Source organism: Myxococcus dinghuensis, from assembly GCF_024198235.1.
In the GTDB taxonomy this organism is placed as follows: Bacteria; Myxococcota; Myxococcia; order Myxococcales; family Myxococcaceae; genus Myxococcus; species Myxococcus dinghuensis.
Window position 1 is genome coordinate 81,156 of record NZ_JAKCFB010000019.1, and the last position, 20,240, is coordinate 101,395.

Genomic DNA, 20,240 nt, shown 5'->3' on the forward strand with positions numbered 1-20,240 from the left:
CGTCCACCGGGTGTCAGTCGAACAGGCTCCGCGCGTACTCCGCACGCAGGCGGTCGTCCCCCAGGGCCTGGGCGGCCTCGGAGAGCACGCTGCGCACCTGCTGGGCCCGGTGCTGGAGCGCGGGGTCCGGGTGTCCGGCGAAGCGCAGGGGGTGGAACTCGGCGGCGAGCAGTTCGTACGCCCGCTTGACCTCCTCGCCCCCCGCCGTGCGCGCCAGCCCCAGCACGGTGAAGTAGTCCGCGTCCTGGATCTCCTCGAACTTCGCCTCCAGCCGCCGGACGTCCAGTTCGGGGGGCAGGTCCCCGGTGTCGTCCAGCTCCGCGGGCTCGAGGACGATGAGGCCCAGGGCCCGGGCCACCGCGAGCGACTTGAGCGCCGAGTCCTGCGGCACCCCCGCCCCCAACAGCAGGGCCTCCAGGGTGTGCTCGCCATCCACCTGTGACAACAACTGGAGGTCCCGCTGCGACAGGCCGAAGTCGTCCGGGGCCAGGTGCAAATCCCCCCGGCGGACGCGGGCGCGGAGGCTGCCCGCGACCTCCATGAGCGAGTCGCCGGTGAGCGTGTTGCGCAGGGCCTCCGCCAGGAGGTGCAGCGGCGGACGCGTGGCGGCGGCGAGCGCGACCTCGTGCGGCGCCGGCTCCTTCACCAGTCGGTACAGCGTGGAGGGTTCGGCCAGGGCGTCGAGGAACACCTGCTCGGTGTAGCGCTGGACCAGGGGCACGGCCTCGGCCTCGCGCAGGTAGCCGCGTCCGCGCAGCGCATCCAGCAGCGCGCCGGTGGAGGCGCTGCGCACCAGCCGCAGCTCTCCCTCCTGCCGCGCGTCGATGAGCCCGTCCGCGCGGGCACGGTCGACGAGTGACTCTCCCGGCGAGGAGGACACGGCGCCGACGAGCGCGCCATCCCGGAGCCACAGGATGCGCAGCGCGTTCATCACCTTCAGCTCCAGGCGCACCTCCATGCGCGCCTCGCAGAGACGGAGCACCAACCGCGTCAACCCCTCCTGGGTGACGCTGCCGCTGCGGGACACCGCCAGCTCCGGCCGGCCCGGAGGCGCCTCGAGCGGCAGCAGCGCGGCGCGGGCCTGGGCCGCGGCTTCCTCCGCCTCGCGACGGCCCCGCTCCTCCAGCTCCACACGCTCGCGCTCGGCGCGCTCCCGCTCCCGGGCGGACTCGGCCTCCAACCGGGCCTTCTCGGCGCCCAGCGCGTCCAGGGCCTTCGCCACGCTCTCGCGGGCCTCCTGCTCCCGCGCGAGCGACTCCCCCATCCGCTCGAGCTGCGACTGGACCGCGGCGAGCTGCTCCGCGAAGCGCGTGGACTCCGCCTGGAGTCGTGACTCCGCGGCGGCGCGGGCCGAGGAGGCCTCATCGATGCGAGCCTCGGCCGCCGCGCGCTGACGGGATTCGGCCTCCAACCGGACCTCCAGCGCGGTGCGGTGACGGCCCTCCGCGGTGGCGCGGGCGTCCGCGTCCGACTCCGCCTGGGCGGCCTTCTCGATGCGCGCCTCCGCATCCTGTCGTGCCTTCTCCTCGGCGGCGGCGCGCGCTTCGGCCTCCGCGCGGGCCTTCGCCTCGGTGGCGGCGCGCGATTCAGCCTCCTCGTGCGACAGCACCTCGGCGCGCAGGCGCTTCTCCATCTCGAGCCACGAGGCTTCCTCGGCGGCGACCTTCGCCTCCAGCGCCGCGCGTTGGCGCGACGCCTCCGCGGCCCTCGACTCTGCCTCCTCACGGGCCTTCGCCTCGGTGGAGGCGAGCAGCTCCGCCTCCTCGCGGGACTCGGCTTCCGTGCTCGCGCGCGACTCCGCCTCCTCGCGCGCACGGGCCGCGGCCTCCGCGCGGGCCTCCGCATCCAGGCGGGCCTTCGCCTCGGCGGCGGCGCGCGCTTCGGCCTCCTCACGCGCCCGCGCTTCCCGCGTGGCCCGGGCCTCCGCCTCGGCCTTCGCGAGGGCCTCTACCTCCGCGCGAGCGCGGGCCTCGGACGACGCGCGAGTCTCCAGCTCCGAGACGGCCAGGACCTCGGCCTTGGCACGCGCCTCGACCTCCGCGCGGGCGCGCGTCTCGGCTTCCGCGCGCGTCTCGGCCTCCGTGCGAGCACGGGCCTCCAGCTCCGACTGCGCCTCGGCCTCCGCGCGGGCGCGCGTCTCGGACTTCAGACGCGCCTCCGCCGCCGTGCGCGCCTCCGTGGCCGCCTCCGCGCGAGCCTCCGCCTCCGAACGCGCCAGGGCCTCCGCGCCAGCGCGGACCTCCGCCTCGATGGTGGCGACCTCCGCCGCGCGCAGCCGCGTCTCCAACGCCTGGCGGGCGCGCGTCTCGGCCTCGGCGCGCGCCTCGGATTCGACCCGACCCGCGGCCTCCTGTTCGAGCCGCGCCTCGATCTCCTTCGCCGCCTGAGCCGCCGCGGCGCCGTGGGTCTCCGCCTCGATGCGCTCCGCCTCCACCGAGCGAAGCTTCGCCTCGAGCGCCACGATGCGGACTTCCGCGTCCGACCGGACCAGCGCCTCCTGGTCGGAGCGCGACTGGGCATCATCGCGCGCGAGGGACACGTCGCGCAGCCTCCGCTCCACTTCGGCGCGCACCTCGGCTTCGCGAGCGGACTGGGCCTCTCCCACCTCGGCGCGGGCGAGCGCTTCCGCGAGCTGACGAGACAGGGCCTCGCGCTCGTTCCGCGCAGCCTCGAGTTCGCCGCGCAGCGTGGTGACGTCGCCCTCTCGCGCCTCGATGCGCCCCAGCGTCGCCTTCGCCTCGGCATCGAGGGTGGCGCGCGCCTGGGTCTCGGACTCCGCGCGGGCCTCCGACTCCGCCAGACGCGCTTGGAGCGAAGCCAGCTCGGAGCGGTGCTGTTCCCGCGTCTCCGTCGCGCTCGCCTCCAGCTCGGCCTCGCGCTGACGCGACCGCGACAGCTCGTTCTCGAGCTCCGAGCGCAGCCGCGCCTCTTCAGCCCGCGCGGCTTCGAGCTGCTGCTCCATCTCCGCGCGGAGCGTCGTCTCTCGCGAGAACTCCTCTTCGAGCGAGGCGAAGCGCTCCTGCAAGGAGTGAAGCTGCTTCGCGTCCTCGGAGCGCTCCGACTCCAGGCTCTCGCCCTGGAGACGCACGGCCTCCAGGCTGGCTTCGGCCGCCTGCCGCCGCGTGGACTCCTGCTCCTTCGCGGTCTCCGCCTCGACCCGCAACGCGGCTTCTCGCTCGAGAACACCCCGGAGCGATTCGTTCAGCTCACGCAGCTCCTCGGCGCGTTGCTCGAAGCTGGCCCGCTGGGTGGTCTGGGCCTCCAGCTCCACCTTCAGCGTGTGGACGCGCTCGTGTGCTTCCTCGAGCTGTCGCTCCGTCTCCTCCTGGCGGGCACGCCACTCCGCCATGATTTCGGGGGAGATGGACATGGCGCCCGACATCGCGGGGGCAGACTCCTCCGAGACCACGGGAGCAGCGTCCGGGCGCTCTTCCGCCCCCGCGTCGAACCAGCCCGAGCCTGGAGCAGGCTGGGCCGACGACACTTCCTCTCCAGGAGATGCGGGGTCGCTGGCGTCGTGAGCAACCGGAGACTCGGCTGCGTCCGGAGTCGAATCGAACCAACCCGCGCCCGGGTCCGTGGGTGCCGCTTGCGTGCCCTCAGCGGACTCGGTCGTCGAGTCGAACCAGCCCGCGCTCGGGTCCGTGGGCGCCGCGCCGACGGTTTCATCGGTCCACGCAGCGCCCTGGGTCTCTTCGGGAGGCTGCGCGGCTTCGGCACCAGGTGCCCCGCTCTCACCCGGGTCCGACGACGACGCGACCGCCACATCGGGCATCGCTTCGGCCGAGACAGCCGAATCCTCGCCCGACTCCGGCAACGGCTGCGACTCCGTGGCACCTGCCATGTCGGACGTCGAGTCGAACCAACCCGCGCTCGGGTCCGTGGAGGCCTGCGCGTCGCCCCCCGACGTCTCATCTTCCCAGCTTGCATCCGAGGCCACGGGGGCCGCGTGCGTAGTGCCTTGCGACTCCGTCGCCGGGTCGAACCAACCCGCGCTCGGGTCCGTGGACGGCTGCGGTGCCACATCGGAGGTCGAATCGAACCAGCCGGCGCTCGGGTCCGCGGACGTGACCTGCGCGGCGTCCGGCCCCGTCGCCGTATCGGACCAACCTGCGTTCACATCCTCCGAGGACTGCGCGGATGAGGTCTCAGCAACAGCGGCTGACACATCGGACCAGTTGGCGCTCGCATCGTCCGAGGCCGTGGACTCAGCATCGCCGGATGTCGGATCGGACCAGCCGGCACTCGCGGCCTCCGTGGACTGCGATGCCGCGGACTCAGCATCGCCGGACATCAGTTCGGACCAGCCCGCGTTCGCATCCTCAGTGGAATGAGGGGCTGTGGACGCAGCAACGTCGGATGTCGAATCGGACCAGCCGGCGCTCGCATCCCCCGAGGACTGTGCGGTCGCGGACTCCGAAGCGTCAGACATCGAATCGGACCAGTCCGCGCTCCCATCTCCCGAGGACTGTGGGGCCAGGCTCGCAGCAACGTCGGATGTCGAATCGGACCAGCCGGCGCTCGCATCCTCCGAGGACTGTGCGGTCGCGGACTCCGAAGCGTCAGACATCGAATCGGACCAGTCCGCGCTCGCATCTACCGAGGCCTGCGACGCCGAGGCGCCGCCAGCATCAGACGTCGAGTCGAACCAGCCCTCACTCGCAGCCGCCGAGGCCTGCCCAACCGAAGCACCCGCAGCTTCAGACGTCGAGTCGAACCAGCCCGCGCTCGCATCTACCGGAGGCTGCGACGGCGAGGCACCTGCAGCATCAGACGTCGAGTCGAACCAGCCCTCACTCGCAGCCGCCGAGGCCTGCCCGACCGAAGCACCCGCAGCTTCAGACGTCGAGTCGAACCAGCCCGCGCTCGAATCCGCTGGAACCTGCGATGCCGAAGCACCCGCAGCTTCAGACGTCGAGTCGAACCAGCCCGCGCTCGCATCCGCTGGAACCTGCGATGCCGAAGCACCCGCAGCTTCGGACGTCGAGTCGAACCAGCCCGCGCTCGCATCCGCTGGCGCCTGCGCAGCCGAGGGCGCAGCGGCGTCAAACGTCGAATCAGCCCCGTCCGGCCCCATATCAGCCGGGCCCCGCGACGCCCCGGAATCAGCGCCGTCGGACGTCGAATCGAACCAGCCCGCGCTCGCATCCGCAGGCACCTGCGGTTCCGTGGCGACAGCGGTTTCAGACGTCGGATCGAACCAATCCGCGCTCGGGTCCGTCGCGGGAGACACCGTCGCCGACGTCACCGGCGGTGCGGAGTCCCCCGAAGTCGGCGGTGAACCATCCGCCCAGCCAGCAACCTCGGCGGGCCCCGCTTCGTCGCCAGTCGGCGAAGACTCCTCTCGCGGAGCCGCATCCTCATCATCTCCGTCGGCGCCGCGAGCCTTGGCCTGCAACTCCGCCTCGAGAAAGTCCCAAGGCGAGGGCGGCAGGGACTCCTCTTCCTCTTCCGACGCGCTGCTCGACTCGGCCGAGGGCGGCTCGGGTGAGTTCCTCGCATCCGTGAGCCACCCTCCCTGCTCCAGCTCCGGGTCGGGAGGCAGCTCCGTCCAGGGCGAGGTGTCGGAGAGACTCGCGGCACCCGCCGGAGCGCCCCGCATCGCGGCCAGCTCCGCTTCCGCCGCGGACAACGCATCCGTTGACGAAGGCGCGGCCGCATCGACGTCGAAGAACCCCGCATCCCCCAATCGAGGCGCATGACGCGCGGGGCCCGCCGCATGCGCGGACGACACCGGCTCCTCCGTCCACGCGAGCTTGCCCACCGGCAAGGACTCCTCGGAGGGGAGGTCCTGCTCGGTCGAGGCATCCGGCTCCGCGTGTCCCTGGTTCGCCGCCCACTCCAGCGCACTCTCCAACCCCGGAGGACGCACACCGTAGAGCACCGTCGCGGGACCACCAGGAGGAGGTTCCGTCCCCTCCATCGAGAAGGAGGTCTCGCGCCCTTCCGCCGCGTGCGGCTCACCACTCCCGTACGCGGCGTCGATGGCCGCGTCGTCATCATGCGGTCCGTCCTCGAAGGACGTCGCGGACGCCGAACCCCAGTCCCCTTCCGCGGAGAGGCCATATTGCACGGCCGCATCGGTGTCCGCCGGAGAGCCCGAGTCATCGACCGGCGCGATGCCGCTCGCGACCGCCGGGTCATGACCCTCGCCGCCGTACGCCGAGGCCCCCTCCAGCACGCCGTCCTGCTCCCCGGAGAACCCTCCGACCCCCTCCGCTGGAGCCTCCGCGTCGGCGGCCATCTCGTGAGGAGGGATGCCACCTTCGTCGGTGCTCGGGTCATCCGGCTGGGAGCCATCCACCGCCGCGCCCCAGTCCTCGCCTCCGCGCACCCGCGCGGTGTCGATCGAGGCCCGCGCCGCCGCGTCCATCTCCTGGTCCGCCTGTTGGAGCGCGGCATGGACGTCCACCCCCGAGTGCCGCTCCTGCTCCTCCGCGCGCGCCGTGCGCTCCTCGCGCGTCATCGCCGCCAGCTCCCAGTCCGCCTGGTGCAGGGGCGTCAGGTCGCCGAACAGCGCGTTCGCCAACGTGGCGTCACCGGCCACCTTCGAGGGCGAGGTCGCGTGCCAGGCCTCCGCGTCGTCCTTCCCGCGCGCACCGCCGCTCTCCGGCAGGGAGCGGTTCTCCACCACGTGCCACGCATCCGCGGAGTTCGCGGGCGCGCGGAGGGTGGAATCCACCAGCGCCACGAAGCTCGTCCCATCCAGGGGCAGCGGCGCCACGGGAGCGCTGAAGCCGGGCACGGGCTCCCCGAGCAGCAGCACCCGGGCGTGCTTCCCCTCCGGATGCTGGAGCAGCTCCTCCAGGACCACGCGCCCCCGGCCGCTCTCCACCCCCGGGGCGAGCACGATGAGCGCGGGCAGGTGGTGCCCATAGGCGATGAGCGCATCCGCGGCGGAGGTGACGAGGATGACCTCGTGCCCGTCGCGGGTGAGCAGGCGCCGCACAGCGGCGATGGTGGCGATGTCGTCGTGGACGAGGAGGACCGGTGCGCCCATGGGGGGGCACCGAGTCTACAGCATGGCCCCCGGATCCACGTCGATCACGACCTTCACGGCCGACGGAACATCTTCCAGGGCCGCCTCCACCCTGGCGAGCAGCGGGGCGAGCGCCGCATGTGTCGGCCCCTTCACCAACAACTGCCAGCGCGTCTTCCCCCGGATTTTGGCGATGGGCGCCAGGGCGGGCCCCAACAGGCGCACCCCCGCCGAGGCCGGCGGCATGTTGCGGGAGATGACGTTGCCCAGGGTCCGGGCCACACTGGCGGTCTGCTCGGGGTGCTCCCCCTCCAGGCGGATGGAGGCCATCCGCGCGAAGGGGGGGTAGGCCAGGGCCTTGCGCCACTCCAGCTCCTGCTGGGCGAACCCATCGAAGTCATGGGCCAGCACCCGCTTCACCGGCTCCGAGTCCGGGTTGTAGGTCTGGACCAGCACCCGCCCCGGGTCCTTTCCACGCCCCGCCCTGCCGGCCACCTGGGTCAGGAGATGGAAGGTCCTCTCGGCGGCGCGGAAGTCGGGAATGGACAGGGAGGTGTCCGCCATGACGACGCACACCAGCGTCACCCCCGGGAAGTCGTGGCCCTTGGCCACCATCTGCGTGCCCACCAGCACGTCCAGCTCGCGCCGGGCGAACGAGGCCAGCATCTCCGTCAGCCGCTCCGCGCTGGAGGCCGAGTCCCGGTCCAGCCGCGCCACGCGCGCCGTGGGGATGCGCTCGAGCACCTCCGCCTCCACGCGCTCGGTGCCGATGCCCAGCTTGAGCAGGGGGCCGGTGCACTCGAGGCAGCGGTCCGGCACCGGCAGCGCCAGCCCGCAGTAGTGGCACACCACGCGGTTCTGCGAGCGGTGGTGCGTGAGGCACACGTCGCACGCGCTGCACTTGAGCGACAGGCCACACACCTCGCACAGCATCACCGTGCTGTGGCCGCGCCGGTTGAGGAAGAGGATGACCTGCTGGCCGCGCGCCAGCGTCTCCTCCATCGCCGCCAGCAAAGGCGGACTGAGGATGGGCGCCTCCTCCGTCACTGGCCCCTCGCGGGGACGCTCCTGGCGCAGGTCCACCAGCTCGATGGACGGCATGGGCCGGTCGTCCACGCGGCGCTCGAGCGCCAGGAGCCGGTAGCGTCCGCGCTTCACGTTCTCCAGCGTCTCCAGCGCGGGCGTGGCCGAGCCGAGCACCACCACCGCGCCGGCCTGCTTGCCCCGCACCACCGCGAGGTCGCGCGCCTGGTAGCGCAGGCTGTCATCCTGCTTGAACGACGGGTCGTGCTCCTCGTCCACGACGATGAGGCCCAGGTTGTCCACCGGGGCGAACACCGCCGAGCGCACACCCACGGCGATCTTCACCTCGCCCTTGCGCAGGGCCTGCCAGTGGTAGAGCCGCTCGCGGTCCTTCAGCGCCGAGTGCAGCACCGCGACCTCCGCGCCGAAGCGGCTGCGGAAGCGCCCCACCAACTGCGGCGTCAGGGCGATCTCCGGCACGAGGATGAGGCTGCCCTTGCCCAACGACAGCGCGTGCTCCGCCGCGCGCAGGTACACCTCCGTCTTGCCGCTGCCGGTGACGCCGTGCAGGAGGAAGGGCTGGAAGGCGCCGGTGTCGAGGGCGGCGCGCAGCTCGACGCCGGCCACGTCCTGCTCCGGGGTGAGGCGGTCGGGCCGGCCCTGGATGAGGCCCTCCTTCACGCCGGCCTCCAGCTTCTTCTCCTCGATGCGCACCAGCTTGCGCGTGGCCAGGCTCTTGAGGTGCGCGCGCGCGCCGGGAATCGCGTGGGCCACCTCCTCGAGGGGAGCGCTGCCGCCCACCGCGAGCAGATACGCGAGCACGGCGGACTGGGCGTGCGCGCGCGCCAGGATGGGCGGCACCTCGCTGACGAGCGCGACGGCGAAGTGCTCCACGTCGGGCTTGGCTTCCTTCTCGTCGACGGGCTTCGACAGGCCCGGGGGCAACGCGCTCCGGATGACCTCGCCCAGCGGATAGCGGTAGTGCTCCGCCGCGAAGCGCAGGAGCGCGATGAGGTCCTTGGGGAGCGAAGGCGACTCCTCCAACACGCGCTGGATGGGCTTGAGCCGGAACTTCTCCGCGGGAGGCTTCGCGGGCCCCAGGTAGAACCCGAGCGCGGTGCCTCGGCCGAAGGGCACCAGCACCCGCTGCCCTGGCGCCAGGTTGCCGGCGAGGCCCTCCGGGACCGAGTAGGTGAACTCCCCCCGGACGGGGCGAGCAACGGCGACGGACGCCAGGATGGGGGGACGCTCGCTCACAGCGGGCGGCACTGTAGCGGCCTGTTCCGGCTGGGACAGTTCCCGGCGACTCCTCGCACCTGAGGTACGCACCGCCATGGAACCCCTGGTGGAGGCTCCTCCTGGCTTCGCGCTCCCGACCGGCTCGGCCCACAAGGGTTGCTGCTCCATGGCGCTCCTTCCCACCGCCCCTGCCCCGCCCGTCCTGCTCCCTGGGTCCACAGTGCCAACCCTGTCTGACATGCAGGACACGTCGGGTGGAGCACGGCTCCCGAGACCTCCGCGCCGCGAGGCTGCCTGCTCGCTTCCCGTATGGGCGACGCAGGCCCCGCCCGCGTGTCCCCCCGCAGCGCCTCCCGCGTTTCGCGCGGCGAAGCCGGAAGGCTCAAGATATATCTTGGATATGCGAGATAGATTCGGAACACATCGAGGCGGTGGCCGCGGATTCGGCGGAGGCGGGCGGCATCACGGCCGGCCGCATCACGAGGAGCTGGGCGAGGAAGGAGGCCGGGGTCGGCGCGGGCGCATGTTCGAGCCGGGCGAGCTGCGCGCCGTCATCCTCTACCTGCTCGAGCAGAAGCCGAGGCACGGGTACGAGTTCATCCGGGAGCTGGAGACGCTCACCCGTGGCGCGTACGCACCGAGCCCCGGGGTCATCTACCCCCTGCTGACGATGCTGGAGGACCTGGGGCAGGTCGAGGCGAGCAGCACGGAGGGCGCGCGCAAGGTCTTCACGTTGACCGAGGAGGGGCGGACGGCGGCGGCTGAATCCAAGCGGGAGGCGGAGGCCTCGTTGAAGCGGCTGCAGTTGCTCGGGGACGAGAACGCGTGGAACGAGACCGGGCCGGTGTGGCGGGCGATGCACAACTTGAAGGCCGCGCTGCGCCAGTCACTCGCCACCCGTCGCGACAAGGACACGCAGCTCCAGGTCGCCGACATCCTCGACGAGGCCGCGCGCAAGATCGAGAGGCTGTGACATGAACCGACACGAGTTCCAGCGGATGAGGCACGAGCTGCGGCGACGCACGCTGACCGTCACCCAGGTGCAGCCGCTCTCACCGCGGATGACGCGCGTGGAGTTCGCGGGCGAGGACCTGAAGGGGTTCGTGAGCCCGGCGTTCGACGACCACATCAAGTTGTTCTTCGGCGACGCGATGCGCGACTTCACGCCGCGCCGGTTCGATGCGTCCCGAGGGACGCTGACCATCGACTTCGCGCTGCACGCGGACGGGCCGGCGATGCGCTGGGTCCGGAGCGCGAAGCCCGGGACGCAGTTGGAGATCGGCGGGCCTCGCGGCTCCATCGTCGTGCCGGACGACTTCGACTGGTACCTGCTCGTCTGCGACGAGACCGGGCTCCCCGCGCTGGGCCGCAAGCTCGAGGAGCTGCGGGCCGGCGTCCCGGTGACGGGGCTCGTCAGCGTGGCCTCGGCCGCCGAGGAGCAGGCGCTCCAGACGCGGGCGCAGTGGAACCCTCGTTGGCTCCCGCGAGAGGTCCTGGGCGAGGACGTGGCCGCGACGCTGCGTCAGGCGCTGGGCGACTTCGTGAGGCCGAAGGGTGAGGGGTTCGTCTGGATTGCCGCGGAGAGCAGCGTGGCCCGCGCGGTCCGCGACGAGGTCGTCGGCAAGTACAAGCACCCCGCCGAGTGGGTGAAGGCCGCGTCCTACTGGAAGCGGGGCGAGGCCGATTCGCACGAGCGGCTCGACTGAGCCGCTCGTGACGCGGGTCCGTCGACTCGGCCAGACTGGCGTCGACCTCCTCGCCGCCCATGGAGCGAGGCCCACGCAAGGAGCCGCGCGATGACCCTCATCGAACCCATCATCCTCGGGGGTGCCACCATCGGGAGCATCGTCGGCGCGGTGTGGGGCTTCGTCTCCTCGGGCGTGCTCTGGGGCCTCGGAGGCTTCGTCCTGGGCGGTGTCGCGGGAGGGGTGCTCGGGCCTTTCGTTTTCCTCGCCCTCGGGCTGTTCGTCGTCGGCGTCCTCAAGGGCCCGCGTCACGTCCTGCGGCTCTTCCGCCCCGAGGACCCCCAATCCCCTGGACCGAAGTCTCCCTGAGGCGCCCGAGCGGCGGTCCCACCTCGCGATGGACCCGCGCCACCGTCGGACTACAGTCACGCGCCATGACCGTGAGCGTGCAGCAACTCGGACCGGCGCAGCTCCCGCAGGTGGGCCCGATGTGCGCCCGCGCCTTCGATGACTACCCGTTCCTGGCCGAGCTCTTCCCGGGTCCGTCCGACCGACGCGCGCAGGTGTCCTCGCGCTTCTACCGCGCGACCGTCGTCGACTGCCTGGAACACGGCGTCGTGCACGCCACCGTCGACGACACCGGACAGCTCACCGGCGTGGCCGCGTGGCTGCGCCCGGGCGCGTTCCCACAATCCCTCGGCCGGCAGGCGGGCTTCCTGCCCACCGTCGGAGCCGGGCTCCGGTACTTCCCCTTCCGCGCGAGGTTGGCGCTCCAGGCCCTCGCGAGGCTGGAGCGCTACCACCCCCACACGCCGCACCACTGGTACCTCGCCCTCATCGCGGTGGACCCCGCCCATCAAGGCCGGGGCCTGGGCGTGAAGCTGATGCGCGCGGGCCTCGCGCTCGCCGCCGAGCGTGACGAGCCCTGCTTCCTCGAGACGGCGAAGGTCTCCAACCGCGCGTGGTACGAGGGCTTCGGCTTCGAGACCCGACGCACCGAGCCCTGCTTCGACGGCGGCCCACCCCAGTGGTTCATGTGGAGGCCCTCCGAGTCGGCGCTCGCTACTCCTCGAACGCCCCGAACGGGTTGAGCGTCACGGTGACGCCGTTGCCGGGCCCCGGCACCAACAGGTTCAGGGTCGCCGTCGCGAAGCCGCAGTTGGCGAAGTCCGGCAGGAAGTACGTGCCCGAGAGGCTCGACGGACCGTCCAGGTCCAGCGTGCCGGCGACCTCCACGTCCACCGGGCGGCTCGTCATGCACTGGCTCCCCACCGACACGGGGATGAAGCCAATCCAGACATCGCTGAGCCGGATATGTGTCCGCTGGAGCAGGCGGGCCTGCATCGCATCATCCACCCAGCCCCGCACCCCACCCACCAGCACCATCGAGACGGTCGCCGTCAGCGGGGGGAACCCGGCGGGGTGGAACGTCGTCCGCACCGGCCCGCCCACCGTCAGCTCGCCGGCGAACACGTTCTGGAGGAGGTCCAGCGTCCCGGTCAGCGACCCCACCGGGAACGCCACCCGCGTGTTCGGCTTCGCGACGAGCGTCCCCACCCGGGCCGCCTGACTGAAGTTGGGCTCCAGCGGAGCCTCGGCCCACGTTGTCCCTCCACCGAGGAGGAGCGCCATGAACAGCCCCGCCGTGAACACCGACCCGCGTTCGACACGTCGACACATGACCGCCCCCGACTCGACCTGCGTCGCCCGGCCACCGGGAACGCGCGGCCCGACTTAAGGCGCGCGCGGGACGTCGAGCATCGTGGGCAATCCCCACCACGGACCTCTCGCCCCGGGGGACGGGGAGCGGGTCCACCCGTCCGCGTCAGGACCTCCGGACGACCCGCGCACGCGCGCCGCCGGGGAGTGGAGGGCCCACGGCGGCGGGCACGGGCAGGCCCGTCACGGCGTGAAGAGCTTGTCGGGCAGCGTGGCGCGCGCGTCGCCCTTCAGCGCGGTGAAGCGCACGGCGCGCTGACCGCCCCGCCACACCTCGATGGTGCGCGGCATCGCATCACCGATGGCCGGCGACGTGTAGTCGAGGAAGCGCAGGTCCCACGCGGTGTTGGTGGAGTCCGTGTAGCGCAGCCGCGCCGGACGGAACGTGTCCTTGTACACCCAGAACTGGGAGCGCCCCTCGGCCATGTCGCCGAGCACGTACGCCACCTCGCCGCCGAAGCGCGCCAGGCCCGTGCGCGACGTGTCCACGCCCAGCCCCTGCAGGTGCGTCTGCACCGACTCCTTGATCTGCTGCAGCGGGGCGCCGCCGGCCGCGAACAGGGGGCACACCTGCGCCACCAGCACGGAGAGGGACGGGATGTCGTTGCCCTCCAGCCGCTTGCGCCCGTTGACCTGCACCACCGCCGCGCGGGTGTTGCCGTCCGGCACCGCCGCCTCGAAGCGGCAGCGGCCAGGGATGCGCAGGTACAGCGCGCCGTCGCCCTGGATGTCCGGCCGGTCCGTCGCCGCGCCCAGGGCCGCGCCCGCCTCCTTCACCGCGGGGCCGCTGAAGCCCAGCGACCCCTCCACCCGCACCCCGGACAACTTCAGCTCGTCGCGCTCCGCCACCATGCGCCGGAGGATGGAACCTCCCGGCAGCACGTAGGCGAAGGCGACACAGGACATCAGGACCGCGACAACCGCGACGACTCGCTTCACGGCTTCTCCGTCTTCACGACCTCACGCATGTACTCCAGCAGCCCGCCGCGAAGCTCGGGGCGCTTGAGGGCGTAGGCGATGTTGGCCTTGAGATAGCCCACCTTGTCGCCCGCGTCATAGCGGTGTCCCTTGAACTTGTACCCCAGCAGGCCGTGCGACTGCTGGAGCGTGGCCAGACCATCCGTGAGCTGGATTTCACCGCCGACGCCCGGCGTCTGCTTCTCCAGGATGGGGAAGATTTCCGGGGGAAGCACGTAGCGGCCGATGACCGCGAGGTTCGACGGCGCGGTGCCCTTCTTCGGCTTCTCCACCACGCGGTCGATGCGGATGACGCCGTCGCCCAGGTCGGTGCCGGCGGCGATGCCGTACATGTGCGTCTCGTCCTCGGGGACCTCCATGAGGGCGATGACGGCTTGGTTGTACTGGCGGTACACGCGAGCGAGCTGGCGGATGCCCGGCTCCTCGGCGTCGATCATGTCGTCGCCCAGCAGCACGCCGAACGGCTCGTTGCCGATGGCGCTCTTGGCGCACAGCACCGCGTGGCCCAGGCCCTTGGGCTCCTTCTGACGGATGCTGACCACGCGGACCAGGTCCGCGATGGCGCGCAGCTTGTCCGCGTCCGCCGTCTTGCCGCGAGCCCGCAGCGTGGTCTCCAGCTCGAACGCGATGTCGAAGTGGTCCTCGATGGCGCCCTTGCCGCGACCGTTGATGAGGACGACGTCCTCGATGCCCGCCGACACGGCCTCCTCCACGATGTACTGGAGGGTGGGAGTGTCGACGATGGGGAGCATCTCCTTCGGAACGGACTTCGTGGCGGGGAGGAAGCGAGTGCCCAGCCCGGCTGCCGGGATGACACACTTGCGAATAAGGGGCTCTGTCTTCGGCGAGTTGGCGGACATGAGGGCAGGGAATCTATTGGTGGCCCCTGACCCCTTCAAGCTGGATAGGATGACCGCCTCATGTCGCTCCGTCCCGTCGTGCTGGTGCTTGCCCTGACAGTCTCCACCGCCGTCCAGGCGCAGCCCTCCGAGGATTTGAGGGACGTGATGAGCGCCCGGGCCTACGCCATGGGTGGGGCATTCCGGGCCCTGGGTCTCGGGACCGAGGCGGTCCTCGGCAACCCCGCGGCCATGGCGCTCTACCCCGCGTACCGCATCGAGGGCACGGGCGCGTGGGACACCCGCGCGAAGGAGGGGCTGCTCGGCATCTCCGTCATCGACGGTGCCACCAGCAAGATGGCCATGGGCCTGGACTACCACTGGGTCAGTCTGGGTCGCGGCGGCGCCAGGACCAGCGCGCACCTGACCTCCCTGGGCGTGGGGTTTCCGCTGACCCCGGGCATCCTGATTGGCGCCGCGGCGCGGTATCTGCGGATGAGCGGCATGGACCGATATGCCAACTCGGTGACAGTCGACACGGGGGTGCTCATGCGGCTGTCGCAGTCGCTGGTGGCCGGCGTGTCCGCGCACAACCTGGTCAACACCGACAACGTGGAGCTGACGCGGTACTACACGGCCCACATCGGGGTGAACTCCGGGATGCTGACGCTGGCGGGCGACGTGCGCGGCGACTTCACGACGAACGACAAGACGACGCTCACGTACAGCGGCGGCCTGGAGTACCTGGTCGGGATGATGATGCCGTTGCGTGCGGGCTACTCGTATGACGGCTTCGCCAAGACGTCGCGGGTGAGCACGGGCCTGGGCCTCATGAGCGAGACGGGCAGCGGCTTCGACATCGCCTACCGCCACGAGCTGGGCGGCGAGAAGAGCCGGCTGCTGGCGCTCACCATCCGCATGCAGATGAACTGACGCCCCCCACGGGCGTCGCGGTTCAGCGCGAGGCGCGCAGCGCGAGGTAGCGCTCGGACGCGGCGAAGCGCAGCAGCTCCACCAGCTCCGCGTCCTGCGAGCGGCGCGAGCGGATCACCGTCACCGCGGGGCCCACGCCCCCACAGGCCACGAGCCCGGCGCGGTTGGCGGAGTCGCGCGCGGCGTCCGCCAGGGCGGAGGCGTTGAAGTCGCGCATGCCGGGCTCCAGCAGCTCCCGCGTGCGCTCGAGGGAGCGCGGGGAGAGCGACTCGCGCACGAGGCGCGCGTCGGCGCCGGAGTCCTTCGGGTCCTTGAGCACGGTGGCCAGCAGGGCCAGGGCGCGCAGGAGCTGGGCGCCCTTGAGGGCTCGCAGCGCGAGCAGGTCCGGAGAGAGCGAGAGCAGCGCCCGCCCCGCGTGGAAGCGCAGTACGGCGGCGGGCAGCTCCTGGCGCACCACCGCGCGCCCCAAGATGAGGCGCGGGTGGCCCACGTGCATGGCGGTGAACGGCGGCCCGTCGTCGTCGGCGAGGATGAGCTCCGGCAGGTTCATGGACAGCACCCGCGCGGAGGCGTGCAACGCGTCCAGCACCAGCGGCGCGCCGGGACCCGAGCCGGCGCGCAGCGGCTCCGTGGCCTCCGCGGCGCGTCCCTGGGCGGGGAACAGGCGGCACAGCGCGATGCCCGCGCAGGCGAGCAGCTCTCCCGAGGCGGTGCGGAGCCCCGGGTGACGCAGTCCCGCCCGCTCCTCGATGGACAACGGCTGACGATGCAAGCGCGGCTCGGGGGACTCCTTGTCCTCGAGCGCGTCGACGATTTCGCGCATGAGCACGGCGCGCGGCGCATCGCCTCGCGTGTCGAAGAAGTCCGCGAGCTGGGTGTACGTCGCCGTGTCGAGCGGACGCTCACGCAGTTGGCGGAAGGCATCTGGTTCCGTGTCCGCCGGGGCCTGGTGCGCGGGCTCCGGGACGACGGGGTTCTCGCGCGTCTCCGAGGAGCCCACCGTGGGGGGCGCGGCAGGCTTCGAGATGAAGGTGCGGCCGGGGGCGGGACCCGCGGCCGTTCCTTCGGAGCGCGAGCGGATGACCCGGCGCACCGGGTCCATGCGTCCGGGCGGTGCTTCCCAGGAGATGACCCGTGTCTCCGGCACCGGCGCGGCGTCGAGGTCGAGCTCCGTCCCGGTCATCAGGTCCATCCCCTTGCCACGGCCCCCCGCGGCTCGAGGCGGAGGACGGGCCGCGTCCCGCGAAGCAGGAGACGCGTCGGGGCGCGACGCGCCACGTGCGCCCGCCGCGTCGTCCACCGGAGCGGGACTGGTCGCTCCTGGTGATTTGGGCACGGAGGGAGCCCCCTTCTCCGGACGCTGCACGGGGACGTTCGCGCCGAAGACGACGGTGGAGCCCGAGGCCATGGACTTGTCGGGGGCGGGCTGCGCCACGCCGGGGCGCTCGGGGCGGGACGCGGGCGGAGCCGACTCGGGAGGCGCCGCGGACTTCGCTCCACGCGCCGGAGCCTTGTCCGCACGCGCCGCGACATCCCCTTCCGCGCGCGCCGAGCCACCACCCGCAGCCGGCGCGTTCGGGGACTTCTCGCCGCGAGTTGCGGGTGGCGCCGCCGGCACAACCGCCTTCTCTTTCTGAGGCGCCTGCACGTTCTCCGCGCCGGCCCGAGGTCCTCTCGCAGGCGCCTGTGAACCCGTGGGCCCGGAAGCCGCCGCTCGCTCACTGGGAGCCGCAGGCTGCGAAGCCTGCACAGCCGCCCGCTCGCTCTGAGGCGCCTGCACGTTCTCCGCGCCGGCCCGAGGTCCTCTCGCAGGCGCATGCGAGCCCGTGGGCCCGGAGGCCGCCGCTCGCTCACCGTGCGTGGCTTGTCCCCCATCCCCACGAGACGCTTGCGCGGTCTCGGCCGCCCCGGACCGGCCCCCTCGTTGCGACGGAGCACTGGAGACGGCCGGACGCTCTGGCTTCGCACCAGCCTCCGGTCGAGGACTCCTGGCCGCTGGCGCGGCGTCCTCGGGCCGCACATGCGTGCGTTCGTCCTGGAAGTCGGCCGCCGACACCTTGCGTGCCTTGGGGTCGCTGGGCTGCGGCGCGCCGGCATCGTCGGTGCTGGAGGTCACCTCCTCGGAGAGGTCGTTCGCGCCTGCTCGCGCCAGCGAGCTGGTCACCACGGGCGGCGCAACCAACGCTGTCTTCGGACCACTCGGCTCGCGTCGCGGAGTCGCGCTGCGAGGAGGCTCCGGCGGAGGCAGTTGCTCACGTTCCTCGCGCGCGAGCCGAATCCCCTCGGCGCGCCGCGCGTAGACCTGGGCCCGCTCGGGATTGCCGAGCGCATCGCGCCACATCCGGGCGAGCCGATCCCAGGTCTGCTCGCGCTCCAGCTCGTCCTCCATCGCCGTCGCCGCGTGCTCCAGCGCCCACGCGGCCTCGCCCTTGTTGCCGCGCGCCTGCAGTCGCTCGACCAGCAGCAGCCAGGCCTCCTTGTGCCCAGGCTCGTAGCGCACCGCCTGCCTCAGCTCGTTGAGCGCGCCCTCCGCGTCGCCTCGCGCCTCCAGCGTGGACACCAACTCCAGGCGCGCCTGACGCGCGACGGGGCCACGAGGCTCCTGGGTAATCTGCGCGCGCAACAACTGCCCCAGGGCCTGCGCGTCCCCCAGCTCGCGCGCGAGCGCCAACAGTCGCCCCCGCGCCAGTTCGCTCTCGGGAGACTCCGCGAGCACCTCGGTCCAGGCCCACTGCGCCAGCCGCGCGTCCTTCAGCGATTCCTCCGCGGTCCGGGCGAGGACTCGCAGCGCCTCGATGCGGTCGGGCGCGCGCCGCGACGTCTGGGCGAGCACGTGCCGCAGTCGCTGCGCGACGGCGAGCTGCTCGGCGGGCTCGACACCGAGGAGCAGCCCCGAGAGCACGGGCAGCAAGCCCGGCACCAACGCGTCCGCGGCCTCGAAGTCCGCGCGCGCCTTCTGGCGCTCCCCCATGTGGAGCCACCGCTCGCCCCGCGTGAGCAGCGCCGTGGCCCGCGCCCGTCCGGTCTTCGCGCGATGAATCGCATCGTCGAGCGCGCGACGCACGAGCGACGCATCATCGCGGGAGGACAACAACCGCACCTGTTCCCGCAGGGCCGCGCGGTCGCCCGTCAGGTCGACAATCTCGCGGTACATGCGCGCGGCGCCAGCCGGGTCCTGGAGCTCGTTCTCCATGACCTCCGCCAGCCGCGTCAGCGCATCGGCACGGGCCGCGGCGTCCTTCGCCCTGTCCGCTCGCTTCAAGTAGAGCTGGGCCAGATCCTTCCAGGCCCGACGCGCGACGAGCTGCGCCTCCAGCTTCTGCGAGCGCGCCAACTCCTCCGCATCCTCTTTCGCGCTCGCCTTCGCATCCGTGGGAGCCCGCGCGCTCCCAGGAGCGGCCCCCCCCTCCACGCGGACTCCCGCCGCGTGCGTAGGAGGCAGGGCATCGGATGCGCCCTTTCGCGCCGGCTCGACGTTCGTTCCGGGCACACCGCCCAGCGCGGCGAAGAGGTCCGCGAGCGGGACCTCCGTCGTCTCGGAACGCGGCGCCTCCGCGTCGTGGGCGCCAGGGAGCGGAACCTCCTGCGTTTCCGAGCGCGGCGCCCGGGCCACCGCTTCGCGCGGAGGCGAAGCGGGCTCGAGGACGGGAATGTCTCTTCCCTGATGTGCCGGCCGCGAGGAAGACAGGGGGCGGCCCACAGCAGGCGCCTGTTTCGGCTCTTCCGGGCTCGACTCAACCGCCCACGGGACGGACAAGTCTTCACGGCCCTGCGCGGCAACCGGAAGCACCACGACCGGCATCTCCACCACGGTCCGCGCCGCGGGAGGCGAGTCACTCGGCCCCGCCACGAGGGGCATCTCCACGACCGTCTTCGCCCGCGAGTCCTCCGGCCCGCCACGCGCCTCGCGTGGACGTTGCGTGGATTCGGGAACGCCCCCTGCGCGAGACGCCGCGCCGACAGCGGAGGGCAACGCCGAAACGGAAGGTGCCGCTCGCGCGACCTCGACAGGTGCCGGCACGAAGGACGAAGCAACCACCGCGCTGGAATCGGATGCGGCCTTCCCAGACTGAACTTGCGGAGCCGTGGGCGAATTCCCAGCGCCCGGTGACGACTCGGTCGCCGGACGAGCACCAGATGTCGTGGTCCCGTCCCCACCAACGGGCTCGAGACTAGACACGAGGGCGCCAATGTTTGATGCCGATGCGGTCGCCGGACGAGCATCGGGCGCCGCAGTCCCATCCCGAGCCCCTGAAACCGTGGGCTCAACCCCAGATACTGTAGGCCCTGGGCCCGTTGACGATGCGGACGCCGGACGGGGACCCGACGCCGCGGTTCCATCCCGAGCGCCTGAAGCCGTGGGCTCAACCCCAGACACCTTGGGTCCCGCGTCTGATGACGATGCGGTCACCGGACGGGCACCGGACGTCGCACTCCCGTCGCTCACGCCCGGAACATCACCCGGCCCGATGACAGGCTCGTGAACCGGGTTCGTCGACGGCCCCTGCGCATCCCCGACAGGCGTCCCTGATTCGGAAACCGAGCGCACGACGGCCCCGGACTCCACCGAGGCCGAGTGCGACGCAGTCGACTCCGCCGAATCGCTGCCCTCTCCCGCCAGGGGGACCGGCGAAACGGACGCGACCGGCGCATGGGACGACACCGTCCCGACCGGAGGCACGGCGTCATCACTCCACGGAACCAGCGACTCCGCGGACACTGGTGGCGCGGACACCACCGGCGCTCCGTCCCGGTGGACCACGACCGGCGCCCCCCGAGACTCCGACGGAGGCGGGACGGTCGGTGCCGCAACGGCGGACTCCGGCTTCGTCGCCTCGGCTGCGC

The 20,240-nt window shown here is 72.2% G+C and carries 11 protein-coding genes; 5 read left to right on the top strand and 6 right to left on the bottom strand.

Going from position 1 to position 20,240, the window contains the following annotated elements; all coding sequences use genetic code 11:
• Positions 1 to 13: 13 nt before the first annotated feature.
• Both LZ198_RS24115 and priA read right to left on the bottom strand, forming a co-directional pair.
• The gene (locus LZ198_RS24115) at positions 14 to 7,000 is read right to left on the bottom strand and encodes a DnaJ domain-containing protein (protein WP_253974379.1); all 6,987 of its coding nucleotides are present in this window, start codon (positions 6,998 to 7,000) and stop codon (positions 14 to 16) included.
• 15 nt (positions 7,001 to 7,015) lie between these two features.
• Complete coding sequence (gene priA / locus LZ198_RS24120; protein ID WP_253974380.1) at positions 7,016 to 9,409, bottom strand: replication restart helicase PriA; 2,394 nt, start codon at positions 9,407 to 9,409, stop codon at positions 7,016 to 7,018.
• Between the two features lie 355 nt (positions 9,410 to 9,764).
• On the opposite strand from priA, the gene LZ198_RS24125 reads away from it, so the two are divergent.
• The 4 genes from LZ198_RS24125 (at position 9,765) to LZ198_RS24140 (ending at position 12,017) form a co-directional block, all read left to right on the top strand.
• Positions 9,765 to 10,214, top strand: coding sequence for a PadR family transcriptional regulator (locus LZ198_RS24125; protein ID WP_253974381.1), 450 nt, complete (start codon positions 9,765 to 9,767; stop codon positions 10,212 to 10,214).
• Position 10,215: 1 nt separating this feature from the next.
• Positions 10,216 to 10,947, top strand: a complete 732-nt coding sequence (locus LZ198_RS24130; RefSeq protein ID WP_253974382.1) for a siderophore-interacting protein — start codon at positions 10,216 to 10,218, stop codon at positions 10,945 to 10,947.
• 90 nt (positions 10,948 to 11,037) lie between these two features.
• Positions 11,038 to 11,295 (top strand): hypothetical protein, encoded by a 258-nt coding sequence (locus LZ198_RS24135; RefSeq protein WP_253974383.1) that lies wholly within the window; start codon positions 11,038 to 11,040, stop codon positions 11,293 to 11,295.
• A gap of 65 nt (positions 11,296 to 11,360) precedes the next feature.
• Positions 11,361 to 12,017: a GNAT family N-acetyltransferase gene (locus LZ198_RS24140; protein WP_253974384.1), complete on the top strand. Its 657-nt coding sequence runs from the start codon at positions 11,361 to 11,363 to the stop codon at positions 12,015 to 12,017.
• On the opposite strand, the gene LZ198_RS24145 is transcribed toward LZ198_RS24140, so the two are convergent.
• From LZ198_RS24145 to galU, 3 genes are all read right to left on the bottom strand, one after another.
• Positions 11,989 to 12,606 carry a hypothetical protein gene (locus LZ198_RS24145; protein ID WP_253974385.1) on the bottom strand — a complete coding sequence of 206 codons (618 nt, stop codon included), beginning with the start codon at positions 12,604 to 12,606 and terminating at the stop codon, positions 11,989 to 11,991. The genes LZ198_RS24140 and LZ198_RS24145 overlap by 29 nt on opposite strands.
• A 222-nt stretch (positions 12,607 to 12,828) precedes the next feature.
• Complete coding sequence (locus LZ198_RS24150) at positions 12,829 to 13,584, bottom strand: hypothetical protein (protein WP_253974386.1); 756 nt, start codon at positions 13,582 to 13,584, stop codon at positions 12,829 to 12,831.
• Complete coding sequence (galU, locus tag LZ198_RS24155; RefSeq protein ID WP_253974387.1) at positions 13,581 to 14,483, bottom strand: UTP--glucose-1-phosphate uridylyltransferase GalU; 903 nt, start codon at positions 14,481 to 14,483, stop codon at positions 13,581 to 13,583. Before galU ends, LZ198_RS24150 begins: the two co-directional genes overlap by 4 nt.
• Positions 14,484 to 14,543: 60 nt before the next feature.
• Here galU and LZ198_RS24160 point away from each other — a divergent pair, with 60 nt between their 5' ends.
• The gene (locus LZ198_RS24160; RefSeq protein ID WP_253974388.1) at positions 14,544 to 15,395 is read left to right on the top strand and encodes a hypothetical protein; all 852 of its coding nucleotides are present in this window, start codon (positions 14,544 to 14,546) and stop codon (positions 15,393 to 15,395) included.
• A 22-nt stretch (positions 15,396 to 15,417) separates the two neighbouring features.
• Here the strand turns inward: LZ198_RS24160 and LZ198_RS24165 are convergent, their stop codons facing one another.
• Positions 15,418 to 18,729 carry a hypothetical protein gene (locus LZ198_RS24165; protein ID WP_253974389.1) on the bottom strand — a complete coding sequence of 1,104 codons (3,312 nt, stop codon included), beginning with the start codon at positions 18,727 to 18,729 and terminating at the stop codon, positions 15,418 to 15,420.
• Between the last annotated feature and the right edge of the window lie 1,511 nt (positions 18,730 to 20,240).